Origin of the sequence: Streptomyces sp. CA-146814 (assembly GCF_050942385.1) — a bacterium.
Taxonomy (GTDB): Bacteria; Actinomycetota; Actinomycetes; order Streptomycetales; family Streptomycetaceae; genus Streptomyces.
In genome coordinates this window covers 4,076,683-4,098,277 of the sequence record NZ_CP192068.1, presented here as the reverse complement: position 1 = coordinate 4,098,277, position 21,595 = coordinate 4,076,683, and the positions used below count along the sequence as shown (strand labels likewise).

Below are 21,595 nucleotides of genomic sequence, written 5' to 3'. Positions count from 1 at the left end.
CCTATTCGAGGGCTCTGACAGGTCATCAAGAGGACTTCCATAGGGCTTTGTTGGGCGTCCGTGGATGATTTTGCGCCGCGGCGGGGACATCGCATGTCACGCTCTGACGAGAACTCGTCCCCGGAGGAGATCCATGTCCCGTCCCGCTGGCAACACCCGACTCAAGTCCGCCCGTCTGGCGGCCGGATACAACTCACAACAGGCTCTGGCCGATGCCATCACCAAGACGGCACCCAAGCTGGGCATCAGGGGGCTCGCTGTTGGCGTGCGTCAGATCCGACGCTGGGAGTCCGCCACACCGCCCTGGCCTCAGCCTGACGTCCACCGAGTTCTGACCCACCTCCTGGGCCAGAGCATGGAGGACTTGGGATTCACCCCACCCTGGGGAAATGAGAGCCGCCACGCGGGCTCGACGGTCCGCAACACCCCTCATGCGCCTCTGAAGGGAGCGCGGCTGGCTAACGTCCCCGCCCAGGCCGGGCTCGCGACGCAGCCAGTCACAGTGGGCAAGGACTTCGAGGCCGTCACTCGTTCTCACCGGCACCTCTACTGGTCCGTAGCGCCCGCCGTACTGCACCCCGCAGTGCTGGAGCACGCCCGTCTGGGATGCGCTCTCCTACCGGAGACGGCGAACCCTGCTCGCCAGACCCTGGCCGGCGCCCTTGCCGAGTCCTATCTACTGGCCGGACGCATCGAGTTCTTCGACCTACGCCAGCCCGACCAAGCCTCGGAAACCCTCTTGCGTGCCCTGCAAGCGGCGGGCGAAGCCGACGACCCCGTCCTGGGATCGGCCATCCTCGCGCACATGGCCTTTATCCCCGGCTGGACCGATGACCGGGAAGCGGCGATCGAGCGCATGATGGCCGCCCGCACCTACGCTCGACGCGGAGACGCCTCCGCGGAGCACTGGGCATGGCTGGATGCAGTCGAGGCGGAATGCGAGACCCGATGCGGCGACCCTCGCGCTGCGCTCCGCCTGATCGGACACGCCGAGGACGCCCTTTCCGCGGGCTCCGAGCACCCCACCCCTGAGTGGCTGGACTGGTTCAGCCCAGTGCGCCTGTCCGCGTTCAAAGGGAACACGCAGCTGAAGGCCGGCCACATGCCACAAGCCCGCCAGACTCTTCAGGAGGTTCTCGACGACCTGCCGCCCGAGTCGGACAAGCAGCGCACGGTCGTCCTCGGTGATCTCGCCGCAGTCGAAGCCGCGGACGGCCACCCGGAGGCGGCATGCCGGTACGCCGTACAAGCCCTCGACCAGCTCGCCATCACTTGGTACGCCACGGGCATGGAGCGTATCCGCGAGGTCCGACGCACGCTCGCCCCATGGCAGAACGAGCAGTGCGTCCGAGACCTCGACGATCGTCTCTACGACTGGGGAACGACTGTCAGCGCTCTCCAGCGTTGAACTTGGCGATCTTCTCAGGCAGCTCCGCGAGCGAGTCGATGCGCATCGTGGTGATCGAGTCCGCATCCGGGTCACGTTGCTGAATCGTGCCCCAGGGCCCACGCCGAATCAGAGCTGTCAGAAGCCCGGCCTGCACGGCCGGACGGATGTCGTTGTCGAGCCGGTCCCCGACGTACAGGATCTCGCCCGGCTCGGCAGGCGTCGCCTCGATGACGTGGTCGAAGAACTCCACGTCCGGCTTCGACGCCCCCCAGTCATCACTGGTGGCGATCAGGTCGGACGGAAGGTCCAGCCCGCGGAGCAGGCCGCCCGCACGCACGGTCTGGTTCCCGGCGATGCCCACCCACAGGCCGGCCTCTCGCAGCGCAGCCAGCGTGGGGCGCACATCGGAGTAGAGGTCGTCCTCGCCGAACCATTCCGGCTTCCCGGCCGCCGCGCGCTTCTCGCGCTCTTCGGTCAGGTCGAACCCCGGGCGGAACTCCTGGAACGTCTCGCGGTAGTCGCGCCCCTGCGCGATGACCGCCCCGAACATAGCCGCGAAGGTATGCCGCGGCACCTCCAGCCAGTCCGCCCAGGTCCCGTACTCCCGGGTCTCGTCGACAAGACACTCACCCACGTCGAACACCACCGCACGAATCATGCTCCGCAGGTTAGACGGTGCAGCACCTGGAGTAGACAGCCCTGTCGGACCGCGGCTGAATATCCACCCCGTCCCTGACCTGATCAGGTCATATCGCCCGCGGTGTCCGTGGTATGGCTCACCATGGGTGGACGTGCTGTGATCAACGTGGGGGAAGAACCGTGATCGTCGAAGAGCCACGTTCAGGGCTGCCCATCGAGTTCCTGCGTGCCATCGCCGCGCAGTCCGGGCCGGATTCACCGCCCGTCGGCATGGCGGTGGCCCGAGCACACGAGCTACCTGAGGGAAGCGCGCGCGACGACCTCCTGCTCGCGCTTCTTCTTGGGGCGCTCAGTGCCTCCGCTCCTGAATGGATGCTCAGCGCCGCGATCGACAGTGACCTTCGACAGGAGGCCGCCTCCTACGCGAGCTATTCGATGCTTCTGTCCGCCGCGGCGCTCGGCCATCCTTCATGCCCGGACGAACTGCGCGCGGAGACGCTGCGCCGCTGCTCCGTAGCCCAACTCGGCGCACTCGGCCGACGGGACCGCGGGGCGACACTGACGGCGGCGGTTGTCACCGAGCTGCGCCGGCGTGGACCGCACGGCCAGCCGATGACGCCGGCGCTGCTTGAAGATCCCGGCACGGCACAAGTCATCCTCCGTGAGCCGAAGCTCGACGACTCGGTCTTCGCCGCCGCTCTTGGCCTGCTGCCAGTACTTCCCTCCTCCCCACGGCTGGACGAGGGGGACGGCGATGTCATTGCCCGATTCGACGCGTACATGGCCACCTTGGACGCGGGCAGCTCGATGTGGGAGGCGATCACGCGAGTCCATATCGACCGTCATCGTCAGTTGATCGAGTGGGCGCAGGGCACGCGAGCGAGCCACTACATCCGGAAGCACTTGCTCGGCACCATCCCTTGGGATGTCGAGGGCTCCCTCCTCGAAGAGATCGCCGTTCGCGACCTTGCGGACTTCCCTCGCGCCTCCCTGATCACGCGCATCAGTCGGCTACTCCGTGATGGCGCCTCGGAGGCGGATGTGCGCTCGCGGTTTGCCGGTGAGTTCGCATCCCTGTCCCCGAAGGAGCGCCGCCACGTCGAGGAGTTCTTCGACGAGTCCCCTGAAGTCCGCTCCGCGGGGCTGCGGGCCGCAGTCCTTTGGGTGGAGTCCAGGGCCGACACCTCCTGGCGCCACATCCTCACCCCGTCCGACGCCAAGGACCGATTCGGCCGCGCGCACACCTGGCGCGCGCTGCAGGAACTGCTGGTGACGCTCGGAGAGCGTTTCGCGACAGTAGCCGAAGAGGCTCTGGATCTCTGGGAAACCGACCCTGACCCCGGCCGACGGACTCCCCGCGATTTGCGATGGCTGCATTCCATGCTCCTTCACCTCCCTCATGTGACGAACGAGGTGAAGGACAAGGCTCGTGCTGTCCTACGGCATGCGAGACCACAGCCTCGTCGAAGCTGGGAGGTCACTGACCTCGCCACAGATCAGCACGATCGCGAGTTTGCCGATCTTCGCACTGCCATCGACCGGATCCTCGGGGACCCGACGACAGCTGCCCGCAGTTCGGCGCTCGGCGATCCACAGCAGGTCACCGTACGAGATCTGGCAACCGCTTCCGACGAAGTGCTGGACGACTATCTCTCCCGCCACGCCGGAATCGATGAGCTCGTCGAGACTGCGCTGCTGTCGTTCGTCAGTCGCGACAGCTACCGGCCGAAGCTCGGTTTCTCCGACGTGCTGGGACGGCACTCTTCACCACAGGAGGCGCTGCTCCAGGTCACCGCTGGCCTGCGTAAGCGCCTCGGGGGCGGCCCTCACCTCCGCGAGGCGTGGGTTCGGCAAGTGCTCAGACTCCCCGAGTGCGATACGAAACTCATCTGCGCGCTGCCCGCTTGGGCCGCATTGACCGTCGGTGGTCCCGAACACGGCACGGCTCACGCCGCGGTGGCGTCAGTCGTCACGGCCGCGCTCGGCGAAGACGAGGAAGCCTGGGCGCGTTTCGCCACCAGCCCTGCCTCCTACTCCGGGCCGACTGCCTGGCTGCGCCTGGGCGACATCCTCACCGCCGCGAAGGAGGGCACCGCGTGGCCGAAGCCTCCGAGCGGCCGGTGATCCCCCAGCCCCCGAGTGCGCGACGACAACACGGCGGCCATGGCTCAAAACACCAGAGCAGCGGTCTAACCCACGAGGGCGTGTCGGCTCCTGCATTCTGGCCGACAGCGGGTCCGGCTCCCCCAGAAGGCGCAGTCGGAAGTTCACGTCGTGGATTTGCTCGGCTGGCGAAGGCGGGAACATCGCCATTCTGCTTGTAGGCCCTCGGCGTGACCGGTACGACGGTCACCATGTACCGATGGTCGCCGCTCAACGATCGACAGCTGGCCTTGCTCACCCGCATCGGAGAGAGAACGGATCCCATCACCTCGGCGAGCCCGGAACTTGCCCACACCGCCCGTGCACTCCAGGGCCGGGGCCTCATCACCATGCCCAGGCATGGTGGGAAGTGGCGGGCGGAGATCACCGACGACGGTCACTTCTACCTGGAACACGGCCACCACCCGGACCGGCCCGAGCCAGCCCCGCGCAAGCAACGATCGGCAACCGCCGAGCCGACACCGGAGGCTGCGGCACCTCCCCGTCGGCGGGCGACGCCCCCGCCCGAGGCGAAGCCAGCGCCAGCACGCCCGGCGAAGCCGCCACGGCAGTCGCCGGCGGAAATCGGCGCGGCTTTGATCGCGGAGGTGCAGAAGGCCGGTCGGTTCCTTCGGATCCCGGACCCGAGCAACGAGGAGCGGGCCCGCTATCGCCGGGCGTTCGACGCCGCGCGGCAGTGTGCACCAGAGGGCTACCACCTGAAGTACAGCGGCCGGGCGAAGGGAGACTTCTTCCTCGGCCTGCTGCGAGTGACGGGTGAAGACGACACCGAATGGAACAGGATCCGCCTGGCACGCAGCCGCGTGATCACCGACGTCGAGGACGTGATCGCGGCGGTCACAGCGGATCACAGCGCCTTCGAGATCTCGGACGAGGTCCTCCCACGGGTGTTTTCTCTCCTTCGACTCCTCGCCGAGCAGGCCCTCGCGCGGCACGGCGATATCGCGGTGTCGAAGAAGCGTAGGCAGGTACGGCCGCTGCTCACGGTCCACGGCAGGACGTACGAGATCAGCTTCAAGGAACGGCAGAAGCAGGTCCGGTACGTGCCCACGCAGCCGGGCCGGCGGACGTACGAATGGCAGCGGGTCACCCCGGCCCACCGGCTCGAACCGTCCGGCGAGCTGGAGCTGCAGGTGGCCCAGCAATCGGGGTACAGCTACGGCTATCGCTACGGCTGGACGAAGGAGTGGTCCGACACCGCCAAGAAGCCGTTGGAGGACCAGATCGACGCCGTCCTCCGAGCGCTGAAGGCCCGCGCGGAGGAAGAGGAGCAGGCCCGGCTGACGCGGGAGGCGGAACAGCAGCGTCAGCGCGAGGAGCGGGAACGGCAGGAGGAGGAACGCCGCCTGCGAGAGGCCCAGGAAGAAGAGGAGCACCGCCGGCGGAAGGCGGGGAAGAAGGAGCGCACGCGGCGGGAGTGGGAAGCGGCGATCAGCGTCGCGACGATCAAGGCAGTGGACGCTGTACGGGTCGACCGGTTAGGCACCGCCCTGGCGCAGTGGCGGGCCGCAGGGGAGATGCGGGCCTTCTGCTCCGCGCTCGACGAGGCTGCCTCCACCTCGGACGACGCCCACGAAGACGAGCGGCTTCGCGAGTGGTCAGCGTGGGGGAAGGCGGAGGCTGACCGGCTCGACCCGACCGTGGCCGGCAGGAGCCTGACCGGCCACAGCCTCCACGCGGAACCCACGGACGACCAGCTACGGCCCTTCCTCGACGGATGGCACCCGCAGCGGCCAGAGAAAGAGAAGCCACCAAAGCAGGAAGAACCCAAGGCGGAGGCCGAACCGCCCAAGCCGGAGCCGGAGCGGTGGCGCGGCTTCACCGACGAACGTCTGGACCAAGGCTGGAGATATGGACCCCAAGGTCGCGCTCAATGGTGGAGGCGATGACGCCGTGCCCGCGGTCACGTAGGGCCTTCACCGACTTCTCCACGAGCTTCCCGAGCCGGACGACCTCCTCCCGCAGGGCGACCAGCTCGTCGTAACGCTCGGCCTTGTCCTGACCACACCACTCCCGGACGGTCCGCAGGACGGCCGCTTCCGCGTCCAGCTTGCGGTCGTCCCGGCGGCTGTAGGAGTACCAGGAGGACTGAGTGCGCTCCTGATCGATGGCCTGCTGCCTGCGGTCCACCTCCGGAATGATGTCCTCGGCAAGACGGCCGGCCACGAGGCGCGCGATGCGCTCGGTGACCGGCCACCCGGCCAGACACCTGCCGTGTCGGTTCTCGTAGATCATCGGATCGCCTCGCAGCTCCGCGGGATCCATCCCGGCAAGGGGAGCGCTGCCGTCGAGACTGCCCATCTCCAGAATCCCCGCGTCCGCGACACTGCGCCGCAGCCGCAGCTTGCTCTTCGGACGGACGAACCCGAGGATCAACCGCGCGGCCTCGAAGTCGGCACTCCCCCGCACGTGCCGCGACGCCTCGGCCAGAGCGAGCTCGCTCACGTCGTCCGCATGGAATGCCTCGACGTCCTCCCAGCGCGCCACGAGGGAAGCCACGTCGACCCACTCCTGCAGTCCGGCGTCGTCACCGTCGAGGAACCGCACGTGGAGCCAATCAGCCCGGCCACGACCGCCTACCCGTACGACCTCGACCCGACGAACCGAGCCGCCCAGTTCCTTCGGCCTCGCTCGGTAGGCCCAGTGCTCACCCATCTCCATGGGTCCATTGAGCCAGGTCTGTTGATCCACCTGCCCGGCGATTGCCAAAACCAGCAGATTCCCCAGGCCGTTCATCGCGCCGAGTGACAGCAGCGAAGTGAGCGCTCAGGCCGGCTTTCCCCCCGATCCGAGTTGACCATCAGCGGTCAGGTGCTCGCTGGCCTATTCGCGTCCGAGCTGGTAGAGAGACGAAGGATCTTGTCCCAGGTGACCACTAGCCCCGCCGCGGCGGCCGTGGCCAGGGCGACGCCCATAGCTGACGAAGCCAGGGCAAAGACGATGCCGGCGAGACACAAGGTGAACGCAGATCCCCGCAGCACCTGCTGCCGCCATGCTCTGCGCTCGCGGTGACTGTGCAACAGCCCGTCGGCGGATACGTCCCCAGGTGCGAGATCTTGCAGCTGGCCGCTGGAGAGCACTTTCAGGATTCGCTCCACTTCGAGCAGAGCACGCTTCGCACCATCGATCCGATCAAGCTCAACCCCGTCCCGAAGCTCACGCACGAGGGCAGCGGCTGCTGCGAACCGAGCCACGACCTGGGGCATGGGGTTACGGCCGTCAGGAAGCGCACGTTGCACGGCATACCTCTCCAGCGCGATGGCGAAGTCTTCCAACGCTTGCACTGCCGCAACGTGCGGAGAGTTGAAGGGCGATGCCGTCGGAGGCTCCTTCCCCGTTACCTCCAGAGGCTGGAGAAGTGCCTCATAGGCCCTACGCACCGTGACCGTCATGGCCTCGGTTGTCCACCGTTGCATGCCTTGGTTCGCGACAAGCGAGGCGATCACAGCAGTGATCAACATGGGCGTCACCAAGACCCCCAAGGCAACGGCGTCGCGCCAGACGTGCCAGCTTGTGCGTTGGATGGCTGCGGCAAGGGCGCCACCCGCTGAGACGGACATCGCGACGGGGACGACCATCTTGAGGGCGAGTGCCCTCCGGGACGCCTGATACAGGACGTCTTCGCGCTGCAAGTAGTCCAGCGTCGGACGGTCTGGACGCGTCGCCAAGGAGCTGTCGCGGACCTGGCGCACCAGGTGAGCGCGGCGCCGTCTCGCGCGTGTCCGCGCGTGAGCCCAGCAGATCCGTTCCAGGAGCGTTCTGTTACGTCGGCGCTGCGACGTTGCCGTCATAGTCAGGGCCCATATCGACATTGTCCAAGCGGCGAAGATGAGCGCCCCAAACTCGGCTTTCGACACGTCCTCCCCCTCCGGAACATCGTGGGGCACAGCCCCATCACATGCCCCTATGCCCTGGAGAGGTTCACCAACGCCTCACTGTCAGTACGAAACCATGTGCGAGCCGAGTACCGTCGATCTGGCCGTCGCGGGCCCGTGACCAGCTACAGAATCAGGCTGCCGATCTGGCAGACGACCCAGCTTCGTGGTCTCAGTTCTGGTCTCATTCGCCGCCGTCCGGCCCCGTCCGGACGGGGCCATCCTGAACGCTCCGCACCAGGTCAGGACGGGTGCGACCCCCGCCGGACCTCCGTACGAACATTTGGAAAGCGTGTTGGGGGCAACCCCTCACGAGTTCGAATCTCGTATCCTCCGCCATTGCTCTCACCGGGCAATACGTCGAAGGCCCCCGCAGCTCGCTGCGGGGGCCTTCGCGGTTGACGGGTACGGAAGTTGCCGCGATCAGGCGGTGGTCTCCGCCGGCTTCGCGTGGGCGAAGCCTCGGTGGTGCCAGACCAGGCCTCCGGCCGGGCGGCCCAGGCAGTCGGACGCGGTGACTCGGCCCACCAGGATCGAGTGGTCGCCCGCCTCGATGACGTCGTAGCGGGTGCAGGTCAACCGCAGAGCGCAGTCGGCCAGTTGCGGCGCTTGGTGTGAGGTCGGGCCGGAGGCGAGGGGAACGTTCTCGAAGCGCTGGTCGGTCGGGCCCGCGAACCGCTTCGCCAGTGCCTCGTTCTCCGGGCCGAGCAGATGGAGGGTGAAGGCGTCCGCCGAGACGAGCACGTCGTGGGTGCGGGAGTTCCGGTCCAGGCAGACCAGCAGCAGCGGTGGGTCCAGGGAGAGTGAGGAGACCGCGCTGGCCGTGAGGCCCCGGGGGGTGCCCGTCGCGTCGTAGCAGGTCACCACCGTGACAGGGGCCGCGAGGGAGGCCATGGCGGAGCGGAACTCGTCGGCCGCTATGTCGCCGGACGCCGGCGGGCCCGGGACCGCGGGCCCCTCCGCCGGTGAACCGCTCCGTGTCGTGGGGCCGAGCCGGGCCGACCGGGTGCCGGCGGACGCGGTCAGCAGGGAGGTGGCGTTCATCGGGTCGCTCCTTCCAGTTCCCGGACCGGTTCGGGGGCCGGGGCCTCCTCCGCGGGGAGGTCGGGCGCGGGCGGGCCGGTCAGCCAGCGGCCCGAGGGCTCGCCGAGTGTGCCCCGCTCCAGGTCCCAGGCGACGTGCCCGCCGCGTACGACGGTGGTGAACCGGCCGGTGAACATCCAGCCCTCGTACGCCGACCAGCCGCACAGCGACTCGACGTGGGACGCCGAGAGCTGCCAGCGGGCGGCCGGGTCCAGGAGGGCCAGGTCCGCGTCGGAGCCGACCGTCAGCCGGCCCTTCCCGGCCAGGCCGAACAGGTCCGCCGGACCCGTTCCCATCAGCCGGGCCAGGTGGACGGCGGCGGCGTCGGGGGCGATGCCTCGCGCGAGCATGCCCGTCCAGACCGACACGGCCAGTTCCTGGACGCCGGGGAGGCCGGGAGGCGCCTCGGCCGGAGGCCGGTTCTTCTCCTCGACGGTGTGCGGGGCGTGATCACTGCCGATCGTGGAGGCCTCGCCGCCGAGCACGGCCTGCCAGAGCCGGTCCCGGTCCCGGGGAGCGCGGATCGCCGGAGAGAGCCGGGTTCGGGGACCGCGCAGGGCGGTGTCGTGGTCGGTGAACGCGAGGTGGTGTCCGGTGACCTCGAAGCTGATCGGCAGCCCCTCGGCCGCGGCGGCGACGAGCAGGTCGGTCTCCTCGGCGGACGACACGTGCAGGATGTGCGTCTTCGTGCCGTACGTGCGGACCAGCTGGACGACCTTGGCGACCGCGACGATCGCTCCGGAGCGCGGCCGGTGGGGCTCATAGGCGTCGTACGACTCGGGATCACCGGCGCGGGAGTCGAGCAGGTCGAAGACGTGCTGGTCCTCGGCGTGCAGCACGAGGCGCACCCCGCCCCGCGCGGCGGCGGCGAAGGCCGCCTCCAGCTGGTGCGCCTCACGGAACACCACGGGTGCGGTGTGGTGGCCCGCCATGAACGCCTTGGCGGAGGTCGCCACCTCCGGGGCAAGGTCGGCGAGCACCTCCGGGTGGTCGGGGTCGGCTCCCATGTGGAAGCGGTGGTCCACGTAGGAGCGGCCCGCGATCTGCGCCGCCTTCGCCCGCAGGGTCGCCGCGTCGAGCGACGGCGGGCGCGTGTTGGGCATGTCCATCACCGTCGTCACGCCGCCGGCGAGCGCGGCCCGACTGCCGTTCTCCCAGGTCTCCTTGTGTTCCAGACCAGGCGTGCGGAAGTGCACATGGGAGTCGATGAGGCCCGGCAGGACGTACCGGCCCGCGGCGGGCAGACGGGGCCCGGCCGGCAGCGGAGCGCCCGGTGCGACGATCGCGGCGACCCGGCCGTCGCGGACGACGACGCTGCCTTCGATCACTCCCTCGGGAGTGACCAGGCGGCCTCCTTCCACCACCAGGTCGGCCGGGGAGGAGTCGGGGGATATGGGGGAGGGGGAGGTCATCGGGTCCACGGCAGGCTCACCAGTTCCTTGCAGAGGTCGTTGGTCGGTCCCATCAGGGCGACGGCCCGGGCGTCGCGCCCGAACCGGTTGATCGGATGCGTCTCCACGTAGCCGGCCGATCCCAGGAAGCGGGCCACGTCGGCCACCACCCGCTCCGCCGCCTGGGAAGCGGCCAGCTTGGAGTGGAGCGTGGTCATGCCGGGGTCGGCGGAGCTGCGGCGGGCGGCCCGCTCCACCACCGCGCGGGCGGTCTCGACCTCGGTGGCCAGGTCCACCAGTCGGTGGCGTACCGCCTGGTGGGCGTAGAGCCCCCGGCGGCCGGCATGGGCGTGGGCAGCGTCGAGCGCGGCCTGCGCGATGCCCACGGCGACGGCCCCGAGCGAGGCGCCGCTGTCGCGGACCCGGGCGATGATCGACGCCGCGACGCCCGTCGCGCCGAGGCGGGCGGAGTCCGGCACGACGCACTCCCGTACCGAGACGAACCCGGTGGCGGAGCCGCGCATCCCGGTCAGCCGCATCGAGGTGTCGGGCACGAGCCCCGGGTGTTCGCCCGGGACCAGGAAGAACGTCTGCCCGGCGGACCCGTACCCGGTGTCCCGCGAGGAGGCCGCTGCCGGGGCCTCGTCCGGCGTCTGGGCCAGGACGAGGTAGACGTCCGCCAGGCCCGCGCTGGTGGTGAAGGACTTGGCGCCGTCCAGGAGCCAGTCCCCCTCGGGGGTGCGGTGTGCCCGGGTCGCGAGGTTCTTCTTGTCGGCGCCGGCCCCGCTCTCCGACCAGGCGGACGCGGCCAGCCACCGGCCGTCGGCCAGCCTGGGCAGCACCTCCCGGTGCTGGGCGGGCGAGCCGTTCTCGACGATGCGGCTGGTCACGGCGCAGTGCTGGAACAACATGATCGCCGCTGACGCGTTCACCGACGCGACCTGCTCCACACAGGTGTTGAGCGCCACCGCGTCGGCGCCCGCACCGCCGTAGCACTTCGGTACGACCAGGGCCAGCAGCCCGCTCTCGCGGAGCACCGCGACGGCTTCGCGGTCCGGCTCCCCGGTGGCGTCGGCCGCCTCGGCGCAGGCCGCCAGTCGTTCCAGGGTCGGCGGCGTGGGAAGTACGGGAGCGGGGCGCGTGGTGACGTCGCGGGCAGATCGGCGGTGGTCGCCGTGGAACACATCCAGGGCGAAGGGGTCGGGCGTCACCCCGCGGCCGATGTCGTCGCGTACGGCGGTCAGGCTGTCAGCGGAACCCACGGGTTCTCCTCGGATAGGGGGGCGGCGGGGGGACGCGGGGCGTTCGTGGACCGGGGGCGCGCCAGCGGTCCCCGGTACTCGACCTGCTTCTCGGCGACCGACACCCAGGCGAGCTCGCGCCGTCCGTCGGGGCCGGACGTCGAGTGGGCGGCCACCCGGACGCAGCCGCCCGGGGTGCGGATCTGCAGCAGGGCGTCGGGGTCGCGGGCCGAGCTCCCGGCCAGCGACCACGGCACGGTGCCGGTGATGCCGGCGGCGGCGCCCAGGCAGATCGCACCGGTCAGCGCGACCGTGGGATGCCAGGAGGGGACCGAGACGGCGCGTACGTACAGGCCGCCGCCCTCCTGCGGGAGCACGGCCGCGATCTTGGGGAAGGCGCCGAAGGTATCCCAGCCCTGCGAGGTGCAGACCGCGATCCGCAGCCGGGTCATGGTGTCGAACAGGCCGGGCGTGTCGCCGAAGAGGGCGTCCGGCCCGTCGACACCGAGGTGCGAGGCGTCGACGAAGGCGTACGGATTGCCCATCGACACCAGGGAGACGGGCACGGACCGGCCCTCGAAGGGGACGTACGTCACCGGCTCTCCCGTCATCAGGAGCTCGGGCAGCTCCAGCGGCGGTGAGCAGAGGAAGTGCGCCGTGAACCGGGTGCCGCCGCCGGAGGTCTCCTCGGCCTCGCACACCACGTTGTCGCCGTTGTTGAGGACGTTGACCCGGACCCGGCACCCCGGCACCAGCGGCTGGATCATGCCGGTGCGGGCGGCCGCCTCGACGGCGGCCAGGATCGAGTGGCCGCAGGAGCCGCGGAGGTCGAAGCTGTCGTGGCTCTGCGGCAGGGACTGGACGAACCGGTAGTCCAGGTCGAAGAGCGGGTGCCGGGAGGGGCTCACGATGGCGTTCTTGAGCACGTCGGCCGAGCCCTGCCGGGTCAGGTCGGCCCGCAGGTCGGCCAGTGCGCTCAGCAGCTGGGGATCGGACTCCGGGAGGTCGCGGCCGTCCAGCACCACGGTGGGGCAGGGCGCTCCGGCCGCCTTGACCAGGGAGGCGATCATCCGGCCATCACCGCCAGCTCGCGGGTCTGCCGGGTCGCCCCGGCGGACGTGCCGAAGAACTCGCTGCGCCACATCTGATGCGACATCAGGGCCCACAGGGCCAGCGAAGTGCCGTCCGACGGCCGGGCCTCCTGCTCGGCGAACAAGGCGTCGACCACCTCGTACCGCAGCCGCCCGTCAGCGCGCAGGGCCTGCGCGGACAGGACGTCGCGGGCCATCGCCCACAGCCGCTGCCCCGGGGCCAGCATCGCCGTGATCGGCAGGGTGAAGGGCTGCTTGGGCCGGTTCAGGACGCTGTCCGGCAGGAGCCCCTCGGCCGCCCGGTACAGCGCGCGCTTGACGCCGACGCCGGGAACGGTGCGGTGCTGGTCGGGCAGGGACGCCGCGAAGCGCACCACGCTGGGCTGGCAGAACGGGAGCCGGGCCTCCACCGAGCTGGCCATCGAGAGGTGATCGACGCGGCGGAGGTGGTATGCGGGCAGCCGGTACCGCTGTTCGATGCTGGTGATGCGCTGGAGCCGGCTGCCCTCGCCGTGGGCGAGGACGTCGGTGAGACCGGGCGGCAGCGGGGACGCGCCGGGGGCGTGGACCCGGGCGGCGTACTCGGAGGTGTACAGCTGCCGGCGCAGGGAGTCCGGCACCGCGGCCAGGTGGTCGAGGTAGGGGCCCGCCCAGTCGGCCCCCTCGGGTGCGGCGAGCGCCTGGGTCATGCGGCTGTAGCCGCCGAAGAGTTCGTCGGCCGCGTCCCCGGTGAGGGCCACCTTGAACCCGGCGTCCCGGACCGCCCGGAACAGCGAGAAGGTGGAGAGCGTGATCGGGTCGGCGTTGGGCTGGCCGAGGTGGCGTACGACGTCGCCCATCAGGTCGGGGAAGGTGGCCGGATCGATCTCCACCTGGTGGTGCACCGTGCCGGTGTGCCGGGACACCTCCGAGGCGAAGGCCCTCTCGTCGCCCGGCCAGTTGCCCGTGTAGGCGATGTTGAACGTGTGCAGCGCCTCGCTGGAGCCGCGGTCGAACAGGATGCGGGCCGCGAGCGCGGTGACCAGACTGGAGTCGAGGCCGCCGGAGGTGATGGCGGCGACCGGCGCGTCGGCGATGAGCAGCCGGGAGACCTCGCGGGACAGCAGCTCCCGCAGCGACTCGCCCGCCCGGGACAGGCTTCGCTCCTCGTCGACCGGAGGAGCCGACTCGTACCCCATGCGCCGGGAGGCGAGGCGCAGACCGCCCTCGCGGCTGACGACCGCGGTGGTGGCGGGCGGCAGGACGTCGATGCCCTCGAACATGGTCCGCTGGCCGAAGGGGGTCTTGGCGGACAGGTAGGTGTGCAGGCCCAGTTCGTCCTCGTAGGGACGCACGGCGTCGAAGCCGAGGAGGGCGGGCAGCTCCGAGGCGAAGTGGAACCGGCCGCTGCGCTCCTCCCAGTGGTAGTAGAGCGGCTTCATGCCGGAGGCGTCGGTGGCGATCACCAGACGCGGTTCCCGGCGCAGGTCCATCACGGCCACGGAGAACATGCCGTCGAGGTGCTCGGCGAAGCGGTCGCCGTACGTGAGGTAGAGCGCGGGGAGAATCGATCCGTCGCAGCGGTCCTCGAAGTGGAAGCCCTGGCGGAGGAGTTCGGTGCGCAACCGGTCGTGGTTGTAGATCTCGCCGTTGAAGACGACGGTGATGTCGCCCAGGCGGTAGGGCTGGTCCCCGCCTTCGGGGTCGATGATCGAGAGTCGGTTGTTGCCGAGGGCCCAGCCGGACTGCCGGGCGAAGGACTGGGCGTCGGGGCCGCCGTGGTGCTGGAGGGCGGCGACCCGGCGCATCTCGTCGTCGGTGGTGCGGGCGTGGAAGGATCCGTGGATACGGCACATGGCTCAGATCACCTGACGTCGGAGGAGAGGCCGGCGGCCGAGTAGAGCGCCGGATCGAACGGGCTGGGGCCCCCGCAGGTCACGAAGCGCCGGGCGTCGGGCCCGGTGTGGGGGTTTCGGGCGCCGTGCAGAACACCCGGCGCGGCGTACAGGACGTCCCCGGCGGCGACATCGATCCAGCGGTCGCGCAGGTACATCTGGCCGATGCCCTCGAAGGCGATGAACGCCTCGCCGCTGTCGGGGTGCAGGTGGACGTTGAAGGTCTGGCCCGGCTGCTGGATGCCGCAGTGCAGGCAGAGCTGGCTGCTGCCGTTGCCGGGCCAGAAGACGAAGTTCATGGTGGCGCGGTCGGTGTCGGGGGCTATCTGGCCGGTGCCGCCGAACCCGCGCAGCTGGGTGGTCTCGTCCCACAGCGTGGAGAACGGCTCGGGGTCGGTGCCGGGCCGGCGCCCTGCCGTGAGGCGGGTGCGCCAGATGTAGACGGTGAGTCCGTCCTGGTCGGCCGTGAGGCTCAGGGCCTGGCCCGTGGGGGCGTACGCGGCGTGGGACCGTTCGACGCGGCGGTCGCGGGAGCCGACCGTGGCCGTCCCCCGGCCGTCGAAGACGACCGCGGTGTTCTCCTCCTCGATGCTCGACTCGGGGCTGAAGGACTCGCCCGGGGCGATCCGGACGACGTGCAGCGTGACGTGGGTGGAGCCGACGGCGGGGCTCACCGGGGTGGCGACTTCGGTGAGCCGGCCGGCCAGCGGGGTGAAGACGAAGTCTCCGGTGGGGATGATCCGTGCGTCCCCGAGGGAGGGAGCGGTGGGAGACGGCGAGGCGGTGGTGCGCGTCATACGAGGTGCTCCTTGAGGAGGGAGGGCAGACGCCTGGGGCGGGTGAGGCGGGCGGGTCCTGATGGCGCCTTGTGGTGAAAGGCTCGCGTCGACCGGTCCCGTCGCTCTCCCGCCTCGCTACCGGGCCCCGGGAGGTGGCCGGGAACCGATCCGTAATCCGGCCACCTCCGGGAACGGTCAGCAGGCTCCACGGCGGCTCGTCGCGCCATGACGCAACGAGCCGGGGCCGGCGCGGCCCCTGGAAAGGGTGTCCGCGCCGGCCCCGGCTCGTTGAGACCTGGCCGCGCTGTGGCGGTGCTGTGCTGTGCCGTGACTGTGGCTGCTGTGCTGTGCTGTGCTGTGGCTGTGGCTGTGCTGTTCCGGCCCTGGCGGTGCCGTTCCGTTGTACGGCGGTACTACGGGCGGCTCTTCTCCGGGACACGGTCGGGTGCGACCGGTGACGTCGGCTTGGGCTTCCCGGACCGGGACAGGGACGAGATCCGGCCTTCCGCCAAGGCGAGCGCGGCGATGACGAGGACCCCGCCCACCGGTACGTTCCAGGTCAGCGGTTCGCCCAGGGCGAGCACGCCGACGACCACGGAGAACACCGGTACGAGGTAGTTCACGCCGGAAGCGGTGGTCGGACCGGCGTCCGCGATCAGGCGGTTGAGCAGCGCGAAGGCGATACCGGTGGAGGCCGCTCCGAGGACCAGGAGGGAGAGCAGCGGCTTGGCGGTGAGATCCCCGTGCAGGCTCCAGCCGGTCACGAAGGTGGTGAGCACCACCGTGATGACGGAGGCCGCGCCCAGCTGAGCCGCGGTCACGGAGAGCGCGGGCAGCTTGTGGGGACCGATGAAGCGGCGGATGTACACGAAGCTGACGGCGTAACTCGCGGCGGCCCCGACGCAGGCGAGCTGGCCGCCGATCGAGCCGAAGCCGTCGGTGTTCCACGGCCCCACCACGACGATCAGTCCGACGAACCCGCCGACGATGCCGGCCACCTTACGGCGCGTCGGCTTCTCCTCGGAGAGCGCGAGCGCGGCGACGCCCATGGTGATGAGCGGGGTGGCTCCCTGGATCACGCCGGCGATGGTCGCGGTGGTGTGCTGCTCGCCGATGGCGAAGAGCGTGAAGGGGATGACGTTGCCGAAGACGGAGGCCACGGCGATGTGCCCCCAGAGCGGGCGCCCCGGCAGGCGAAGGCGCTTCAGGGCGAGGATGGCGAAGACGACGAGTGCGCCGACGACCAGGCGGCCGGAGGCGAGCTGAAGGGGCGCGAACGCCTCCAGTGACATCTTGATGAAGGCGAAGCTGCAGCCCCACAGGGCGGCCAGCAGACCGAAGCGGCCCCAGTTGGCGACGTTCATGCGGTTGATCTCCTCGGAAGAGATGGAGAGGTTGGGGGGGGGACGGGCGGGCAGGTGCGCCCCGGCGTTCAGTGGTGGTGGTGCGGGGCGGAGTGTGCGTCGGCGGGACCGTGGTGGTGATGGTGGTCGGGGCCGTGGTGGTGATCGTGGCCGGGGCCGTCGCCGTGGGTGTGCCGGTGCGGGTGGTCGTGGTCCGTGTCCGGGGCGTCGACCTCGAACTGGTCGTACTTCTCCATCAGCGCGACCATCTCCTCGCGGGAGGGGCGGTTGCCGTTGGCGAGCAGGGCGGCCAGGCCCTCGAAGTAGCCCTCACGGTGTTCGGCCGGTGTGAAGATGATCAGCATCTCCACGAGCGAGTCGCTCTCGTTGCGGAAGCCGTGCACCGCGTTCTCCGGAACGTGCAGGAAGTCCCCGGCCCGGGCGGTGCGCCAGCCGGTGCCGTCGTGCAGCCGGACCTCGCCCGTGAGGACGTAGAAGGACTCGGAGATCTTGGAGTGGTAGTGCGGGTCCGCCCCGCCGGCCCCCGGCAGCATCGAGTGGTGGAAGAGCCCGAAGCGCCCGTTGGTGGTTTCCGCGAGGGCTATGAAGCGGGTGGTCGTGGCGGTCCCGATCTCGGCCTTCACCGCGTCGGCGTAGGCCCGGAACATCGCGTGGCTCATGCCTGGTCCTCCCACATGCTCAGGTAGCGCTCGCCGGTGTCCGGCAGGAGGGTCACCACGATGCCGTCGGAGAGCTCCGGCCTGCTGGCGACGCGCTCACTGGCGTACGCGGCGGCACCGGACGAGACGCCGGTGAAGAGGCCCTGACCGGTCGCCAGCCGGCGCGCGGTGAGCAGTGCGTCCTCGTCGGAGACCGTCACGACCTCGTCGATGAGGGAGACGTCGGTCGTTTCGGCGACGAAGCCGCCGTTGAGCCCGGGGATGCGGTGCTGGCCCGCGTATCCCTGGGAGAGGATGGGCGACTTCTCCGGCTCGACGGCTATCACGCGTACGTCGGGGTCGTGCTCCTTGAGAACGCGGGCGACGCCGGTGAGGGTGCCGCCGGTGCCCACCCCGCACACGAACGCCGCGATGCGGCGGCCGAGGGAGGACACGGCTGCCTGGATCTCCGGCCCCGTGGTCTCGTAGTGGGCCCGTACGTTGTCGAGGTTCTCGTGCTGGCAGGGGAACCAGGAGCCCGGAGTGGCCGCGTGCAGCCGCTCGGCCTCGGCGATCGCGCCCGGGTAGCCGAGCGAACTCGGCGTCTGGACGATCTCGGCCCCGAACGCGCGCAGCAGCCTGACCCGCTCGGCCGTGGCGTTGTCCGGCAGCACGATCACGCAGCGGTAGCCGCGGGAGGCGGCGAACGCGGCCAGGGAGATTCCGGTGTTCCCGGAGGTCGCCTCGATGACCGTGCCGCCGGGCCGGAGCGCGCCGCGTCCCTCGGCGGCACGCAGCATGTACAGGGCGGCGCGGTCCTTGCTGGAGGACATCGGGTTGGCGGACTCCAGCTTCGCCAGGACCCGGGCGCCCGGCGCCAGATCGCGCAGTCGCAGTTCCAGCAGCGGTGTGGAACCGACGAGGTCCTCGATGCGTGAGGCGACGGCGGGGCGGGCGGGGGCGACCGAGGTGAGCGGGGCGTGCGCGGTGGTGGTCATGGCTGCATCTCTCGCAATCGGGGAAGTCGGGGGCGGGAGGTCCTGGGGGTCGCCGGGAACCGGCGGAGGCGGGTCACCAGGAACCGGCGGAGGCGATGACGGTGAAGACGTCCTCCATGAGCTCCGGCCGCCGGCCGGGCTCCTTGATGACGGCGGTGGGCGCGAGCACTCGGGCGCCGCCCGGGACGTTCTTGTTGACCAGGGCCTGGGCGCCGATGACCGCCCGGTCCCCCACCGTCACCGGCCCGAGGACGGTGGCGTTGGCGCCGAGGATGACGCCGCTGCCGACGACGGGGTGGCGGCGGTCGCCCTCGGGGCGCTTGTTGTCGCTCCACCAGCCGACCGCGCCCAGGGTGACCTGGTGATACATGGTCACGTCGTCGCCGACGACGGCGGTCTCCCCGACCACGACCCCGGCGCCGTGGTCGATGAAGACCCTGCGGCCGAGCACGGCCCCGGGGTGGATCTCCACGGCTGTCACCCGGCGGGCCCACCGGGCCAGCAGCCTGGCCGGGATGCGCATGCCGCGACCGTGCATACGGTGAGCGATGCGGTGCGCCCACAGTGCGGTGAGCGCGGGGTGGAGGATCGCTTCCTTCCGGCCCCGTACGGAGGGGTCGCGGGTCACGACGACGGCAAGGTCCTCGCGCAGCACCGCGAACAGGCGGGGAGTGGTGGACGCCGGGGTGGCCGCCGGCTCCTCGGACTCACCAGTGCGCGCGGAGGCGGCGCCGGGTGCGGGGCCGAGGGCCGGATTCGATTCCGGTTTCGTCGGACTGAGCAGGCTCATCGTGGCTCCAGGGGCGGGGTGGGCCTCATGACTGGAGCAGAGCGTGCCCGGTGGCCTTCCCGCTGGAGTCCCGCCGCGTTCCCACCCGGCGGGAGCGTCTCGGGCCGGTGCGGAACAAGGGGGGAACAGCGCGGGAAACATTCAGGAACGTCCCGGCGCACACTCGCCGGAGCGCCACGTGTCCGTCCGTCGGACAGCCGGCCCGTTTCCGCGCCGACGGACACCGAGGTCCCGCGTCGCTTCCCACACCGCCCCGAACAGAAGGAGTTTCCCGTGCCTGTGATTTCCGTTGACTGGTGGAAAGGGAACGATCGTGCACAGCGCCAGGAGCTGGTCGAGGAACTGACCGCATGCGTGTCCCGGATAGCCGGATGCCCGGAGGAGGCCGTCACCGTCATCGTGCGGGATGTGGAGACCGACCACTGGGGAAAGGGCGGCGTGCTCGCCGACGCTCTCGTCGTGGGCTCGTCCTCCCGGCCCGGCCCGCAGGACACCGGAGGACAGCAGCCATGACGGCGTCAGCCGGATCCGGCGCCGCCGATCCCCGGTGTCTTCTCCTCGTCGCTCCGTCGCCCCGGCTGGCGGCTGCGGCGACGGAGGCCGGCTTCCGTGTCGTCACGGTCGCCGACACGGCCGGATTCACGGACGAGGATCTCCGCGCCCACCTCAGGAACACCGTGCTCACCCACCAGGTGGACAGGCTGGTCGCCTGCGGAGAGGCGAGCACCCATCCCGCCGTTCTGGAGACGGCCGAGGAGCTGGGGGTGTCGCCGAATCCCGCCTCCGCCTCACGGCTGCTCGCGGATGCCGCCGAGGTCAGGAACCTGTTGAACCGCAGCGGCCCTGCTTGGCAGGCACTGGCGCTGCCGGACGAGACGGAGAAGAGGCCGCCGCTGCGCGATGTCGGGTACGGGGTGGAGACCCTCACGGTCGAGGGGATGCACCGGGTCACCGGCATCGTGGAATTCCGCTTCGGAGACGGCAGTGCGACGACGCTGGGCGCAGACCTGGCCGTCCACACCTTCCCCGCCCCGATCACCGCCGCGGAGGAAGCGGAGATCAGAGCTCTGGCCACAGGCCTCCTCGACCTGGTCGGTTACGAGTTCGGGTACGCGTTCATCCGCGTCGCCCGCACCGAACAAGGACTACGCCTCATGGACGCGGTGCCCCGGCAGGCGAGTTGGCCCGTCTCCCGGCTGATCGAACTGACCACGGGACTGGTCGCGGAGCGGGAACTGATCCGTGCCCTGTCGGGCAAGCCCCTGAAGGCAGCGATGCCGGTGGGGTGTGCGGCCGCTCTTCCGCTGTCCGATCCGCCCGGAGCACCCGGGCGGATCACGGCACCCACGGATGTACGGGAGGCGCGGGACGGGTACGTCCTCCTGACCGCACTCACCCCCGCCGAACTCGCCGCCCGCACGGCGGCCGTGCGCGGCTGTCCCGCCTGATCCGTACCTCGCTCGATGGAAGGGCCCACCGGTGTCATCGGTGGGCCCTTTCGCGTACGTGTCCCCCGCCGCGACGCCCCGGCACTCGCCTCCTTCGCCCGTGTGCAGGGATTCCCGTCACGTTCCCGGTCGGTGTGTGACGGTTGGTAGCGGAAGTGGAACGCTCTGGGAGCGGTGCCCGCGAAAGTCATTCCCATCAGCAGGAACGCCCCGGCAAGACCACTCCAGAAGGCGGTAGACCATGCGGAACTCGGTGTCGACGATGGTGGGAATCCTTACGGCCGCCGTTCTCCTGAGCGGAGGCGCCGCTGCTTCGGCGGTGGCGGCGGACAACGGCCTTTCCGCCCTGTCGGCCACCGCACGCTCCGCGGTGCACGGTGGATCGGACAGCGGTGAAGGCCCCAACACCACGCCGGCACAGCCCGGCACCGGCGAAGGCCCCAACGCCACCCTCGCCTCGGACGGCACCGGCGAAGGCCCCAACACCACTCTCGCCTCGGACGGCACCGGCGAGGGCCCCAACCTCACCCCCGCCTCGGACGGCACCGGCGAAGGCCCCAACACCACTCTCGCCTGGGACGGCACCGGCGAGGGCCCCAACGCCACCCCCGCCTCCGACGGCACGGGCGAAGGCCCCAACCTCACCCCCGCCTCCGACGGCACCGGCGAAGGCCCCAACACCACCCCCGCACAGCCCGGCACCGGCGAAGGGCCGAACGCGACGTCCGTTGTCCCGCTCCGTGACGCCTTCCCGCTCATCACGGTCTGATCCGCCTGGCTCCCGCTCCCGTCGCCCACGGCGCGGGAGCGTTCTGCTGCCGGCGGGACGGC

Annotated in this window: 19 protein-coding genes; 6 read left to right on the top strand and 13 right to left on the bottom strand. The window is 70.5% G+C overall.

The window, feature by feature from the left end:
• The first annotated feature begins 133 nt into the window (after positions 1 to 133).
• The gene (locus ACQP09_RS18105) at positions 134 to 1,408 is read left to right on the top strand and encodes a transcriptional regulator (protein ID WP_433400879.1); all 1,275 of its coding nucleotides are present in this window, start codon (positions 134 to 136) and stop codon (positions 1,406 to 1,408) included.
• Here ACQP09_RS18105 and ACQP09_RS18100 read toward each other — a convergent pair.
• A complete protein-coding gene (locus ACQP09_RS18100) occupies positions 1,389 to 2,048 on the bottom strand; it encodes an HAD family hydrolase (RefSeq protein ID WP_433400877.1) in 660 nt (219 codons plus the stop codon). The two genes, ACQP09_RS18105 and ACQP09_RS18100, sit on opposite strands and share 20 nt — an antisense overlap.
• Before the next feature lie 161 nt (positions 2,049 to 2,209).
• On the opposite strand from ACQP09_RS18100, the gene ACQP09_RS18095 reads away from it, so the two are divergent.
• On the top strand, positions 2,210 to 4,153 hold the full coding sequence (locus ACQP09_RS18095) for a hypothetical protein (protein ID WP_433400874.1): 1,944 nt from the start codon (positions 2,210 to 2,212) through the stop codon (positions 4,151 to 4,153).
• A 368-nt stretch (positions 4,154 to 4,521) separates the two neighbouring features.
• Entirely contained in the window at positions 4,522 to 6,081 is a 1,560-nt protein-coding gene (locus ACQP09_RS18090) for a hypothetical protein (protein ID WP_433400871.1), read from the top strand.
• Here ACQP09_RS18090 and ACQP09_RS18085 read toward each other — a convergent pair.
• The 12 genes from ACQP09_RS18085 to epsC form a co-directional block, all read right to left on the bottom strand.
• The gene (locus ACQP09_RS18085; protein ID WP_433406642.1) at positions 6,011 to 6,853 is read right to left on the bottom strand and encodes a PE-PGRS family protein; all 843 of its coding nucleotides are present in this window, start codon (positions 6,851 to 6,853) and stop codon (positions 6,011 to 6,013) included. The genes ACQP09_RS18090 and ACQP09_RS18085 overlap by 71 nt on opposite strands.
• Positions 6,854 to 6,999: 146 nt before the next feature.
• Positions 7,000 to 7,824 (bottom strand): hypothetical protein, encoded by an 825-nt coding sequence (locus ACQP09_RS18080; RefSeq protein ID WP_433400868.1) that lies wholly within the window; start codon positions 7,822 to 7,824, stop codon positions 7,000 to 7,002.
• Between the two features lie 666 nt (positions 7,825 to 8,490).
• Positions 8,491 to 9,111, bottom strand: coding sequence for a flavin reductase family protein (locus ACQP09_RS18075; protein ID WP_433400866.1), 621 nt, complete (start codon positions 9,109 to 9,111; stop codon positions 8,491 to 8,493).
• Positions 9,108 to 10,562 (bottom strand): dihydroorotase, encoded by a 1,455-nt coding sequence (locus tag ACQP09_RS18070; protein ID WP_433400863.1) that lies wholly within the window; start codon positions 10,560 to 10,562, stop codon positions 9,108 to 9,110. The genes ACQP09_RS18075 and ACQP09_RS18070 overlap by 4 nt, the downstream gene beginning before the upstream one ends.
• Positions 10,559 to 11,803 (bottom strand): acyl-CoA dehydrogenase family protein, encoded by a 1,245-nt coding sequence (locus tag ACQP09_RS18065; protein WP_433400860.1) that lies wholly within the window; start codon positions 11,801 to 11,803, stop codon positions 10,559 to 10,561. Before ACQP09_RS18065 ends, ACQP09_RS18070 begins: the two co-directional genes overlap by 4 nt.
• Positions 11,782 to 12,852, bottom strand: a complete 1,071-nt coding sequence (locus tag ACQP09_RS18060; protein WP_433400857.1) for a PrpF domain-containing protein — start codon at positions 12,850 to 12,852, stop codon at positions 11,782 to 11,784. The genes ACQP09_RS18065 and ACQP09_RS18060 overlap by 22 nt, the downstream gene beginning before the upstream one ends.
• Positions 12,849 to 14,708, bottom strand: a complete 1,860-nt coding sequence (gene asnB / locus ACQP09_RS18055; RefSeq protein ID WP_433400854.1) for an asparagine synthase (glutamine-hydrolyzing) — start codon at positions 14,706 to 14,708, stop codon at positions 12,849 to 12,851. Before asnB ends, ACQP09_RS18060 begins: the two co-directional genes overlap by 4 nt.
• Positions 14,709 to 14,716: 8 nt before the next feature.
• Entirely contained in the window at positions 14,717 to 15,544 is an 828-nt protein-coding gene (locus tag ACQP09_RS18050; RefSeq protein ID WP_433400851.1) for a cupin domain-containing protein, read from the bottom strand.
• 395 nt (positions 15,545 to 15,939) lie between these two features.
• A complete protein-coding gene (locus tag ACQP09_RS18045) occupies positions 15,940 to 16,890 on the bottom strand; it encodes a DMT family transporter (protein WP_433400848.1) in 951 nt (316 codons plus the stop codon).
• A 68-nt stretch (positions 16,891 to 16,958) separates the two neighbouring features.
• A complete protein-coding gene (locus ACQP09_RS18040; protein ID WP_433400845.1) occupies positions 16,959 to 17,549 on the bottom strand; it encodes a cupin domain-containing protein in 591 nt (196 codons plus the stop codon).
• Positions 17,546 to 18,526 (bottom strand): PLP-dependent cysteine synthase family protein, encoded by a 981-nt coding sequence (locus ACQP09_RS18035; RefSeq protein WP_433400842.1) that lies wholly within the window; start codon positions 18,524 to 18,526, stop codon positions 17,546 to 17,548. Before ACQP09_RS18035 ends, ACQP09_RS18040 begins: the two co-directional genes overlap by 4 nt.
• 73 nt (positions 18,527 to 18,599) lie before the next feature.
• Positions 18,600 to 19,316 carry a serine O-acetyltransferase EpsC gene (epsC, locus tag ACQP09_RS18030; RefSeq protein WP_433400839.1) on the bottom strand — a complete coding sequence of 239 codons (717 nt, stop codon included), beginning with the start codon at positions 19,314 to 19,316 and terminating at the stop codon, positions 18,600 to 18,602.
• 273 nt (positions 19,317 to 19,589) lie between these two features.
• On the opposite strand from epsC, the gene ACQP09_RS18025 reads away from it, so the two are divergent.
• The 3 genes from ACQP09_RS18025 to ACQP09_RS18015 all read left to right on the top strand — a co-directional run bounded on the left by ACQP09_RS18025 (position 19,590) and on the right by ACQP09_RS18015 (position 21,533).
• Entirely contained in the window at positions 19,590 to 19,829 is a 240-nt protein-coding gene (locus ACQP09_RS18025; RefSeq protein WP_432149311.1) for a tautomerase family protein, read from the top strand.
• Positions 19,826 to 20,764 carry a hypothetical protein gene (locus ACQP09_RS18020; RefSeq protein WP_433400836.1) on the top strand — a complete coding sequence of 313 codons (939 nt, stop codon included), beginning with the start codon at positions 19,826 to 19,828 and terminating at the stop codon, positions 20,762 to 20,764. The genes ACQP09_RS18025 and ACQP09_RS18020 overlap by 4 nt, the downstream gene beginning before the upstream one ends.
• 262 nt (positions 20,765 to 21,026) lie before the next feature.
• A complete protein-coding gene (locus ACQP09_RS18015; RefSeq protein WP_433400833.1) occupies positions 21,027 to 21,533 on the top strand; it encodes a hypothetical protein in 507 nt (168 codons plus the stop codon).
• Positions 21,534 to 21,595: the final 62 nt, after the last annotated feature.

What these genes read in the sequence shown, in the direction of transcription:
- ACQP09_RS18105 (WP_433400879.1), top strand. Translation starts at nt 134, where the DNA reads ATGTCCCGTCCCGCTGGCAACACCCGACTCAAGTCCGCCCGTCTGGCG.
- ACQP09_RS18100 (WP_433400877.1), bottom strand. Translation starts at nt 2,048, where the DNA reads ATGATTCGTGCGGTGGTGTTCGACGTGGGTGAGTGTCTTGTCGACGAG.
- ACQP09_RS18090 (WP_433400871.1), top strand. Translation starts at nt 4,522, where the DNA reads ATGCCCAGGCATGGTGGGAAGTGGCGGGCGGAGATCACCGACGACGGT.
- ACQP09_RS18085 (WP_433406642.1), bottom strand. Translation starts at nt 6,853, where the DNA reads ATGGAGATGGGTGAGCACTGGGCCTACCGAGCGAGGCCGAAGGAACTG.
- ACQP09_RS18075 (WP_433400866.1), bottom strand. Translation starts at nt 9,111, where the DNA reads ATGAACGCCACCTCCCTGCTGACCGCGTCCGCCGGCACCCGGTCGGCC.
- ACQP09_RS18070 (WP_433400863.1), bottom strand. Translation starts at nt 10,562, where the DNA reads ATGACCTCCCCCTCCCCCATATCCCCCGACTCCTCCCCGGCCGACCTG.
- ACQP09_RS18060 (WP_433400857.1), bottom strand. Translation starts at nt 12,852, where the DNA reads ATGATCGCCTCCCTGGTCAAGGCGGCCGGAGCGCCCTGCCCCACCGTG.
- asnB (WP_433400854.1), bottom strand. Translation starts at nt 14,708, where the DNA reads ATGTGCCGTATCCACGGATCCTTCCACGCCCGCACCACCGACGACGAG.
- ACQP09_RS18050 (WP_433400851.1), bottom strand. Translation starts at nt 15,544, where the DNA reads ATGACGCGCACCACCGCCTCGCCGTCTCCCACCGCTCCCTCCCTCGGG.
- ACQP09_RS18045 (WP_433400848.1), bottom strand. Translation starts at nt 16,890, where the DNA reads ATGAACGTCGCCAACTGGGGCCGCTTCGGTCTGCTGGCCGCCCTGTGG.
- ACQP09_RS18040 (WP_433400845.1), bottom strand. Translation starts at nt 17,549, where the DNA reads ATGAGCCACGCGATGTTCCGGGCCTACGCCGACGCGGTGAAGGCCGAG.
- ACQP09_RS18035 (WP_433400842.1), bottom strand. Translation starts at nt 18,526, where the DNA reads ATGACCACCACCGCGCACGCCCCGCTCACCTCGGTCGCCCCCGCCCGC.
- epsC (WP_433400839.1), bottom strand. Translation starts at nt 19,316, where the DNA reads ATGAGCCTGCTCAGTCCGACGAAACCGGAATCGAATCCGGCCCTCGGC.
- ACQP09_RS18020 (WP_433400836.1), top strand. Translation starts at nt 19,826, where the DNA reads ATGACGGCGTCAGCCGGATCCGGCGCCGCCGATCCCCGGTGTCTTCTC.
- ACQP09_RS18015 (WP_433400833.1), top strand. Translation starts at nt 21,027, where the DNA reads ATGGTGGGAATCCTTACGGCCGCCGTTCTCCTGAGCGGAGGCGCCGCT.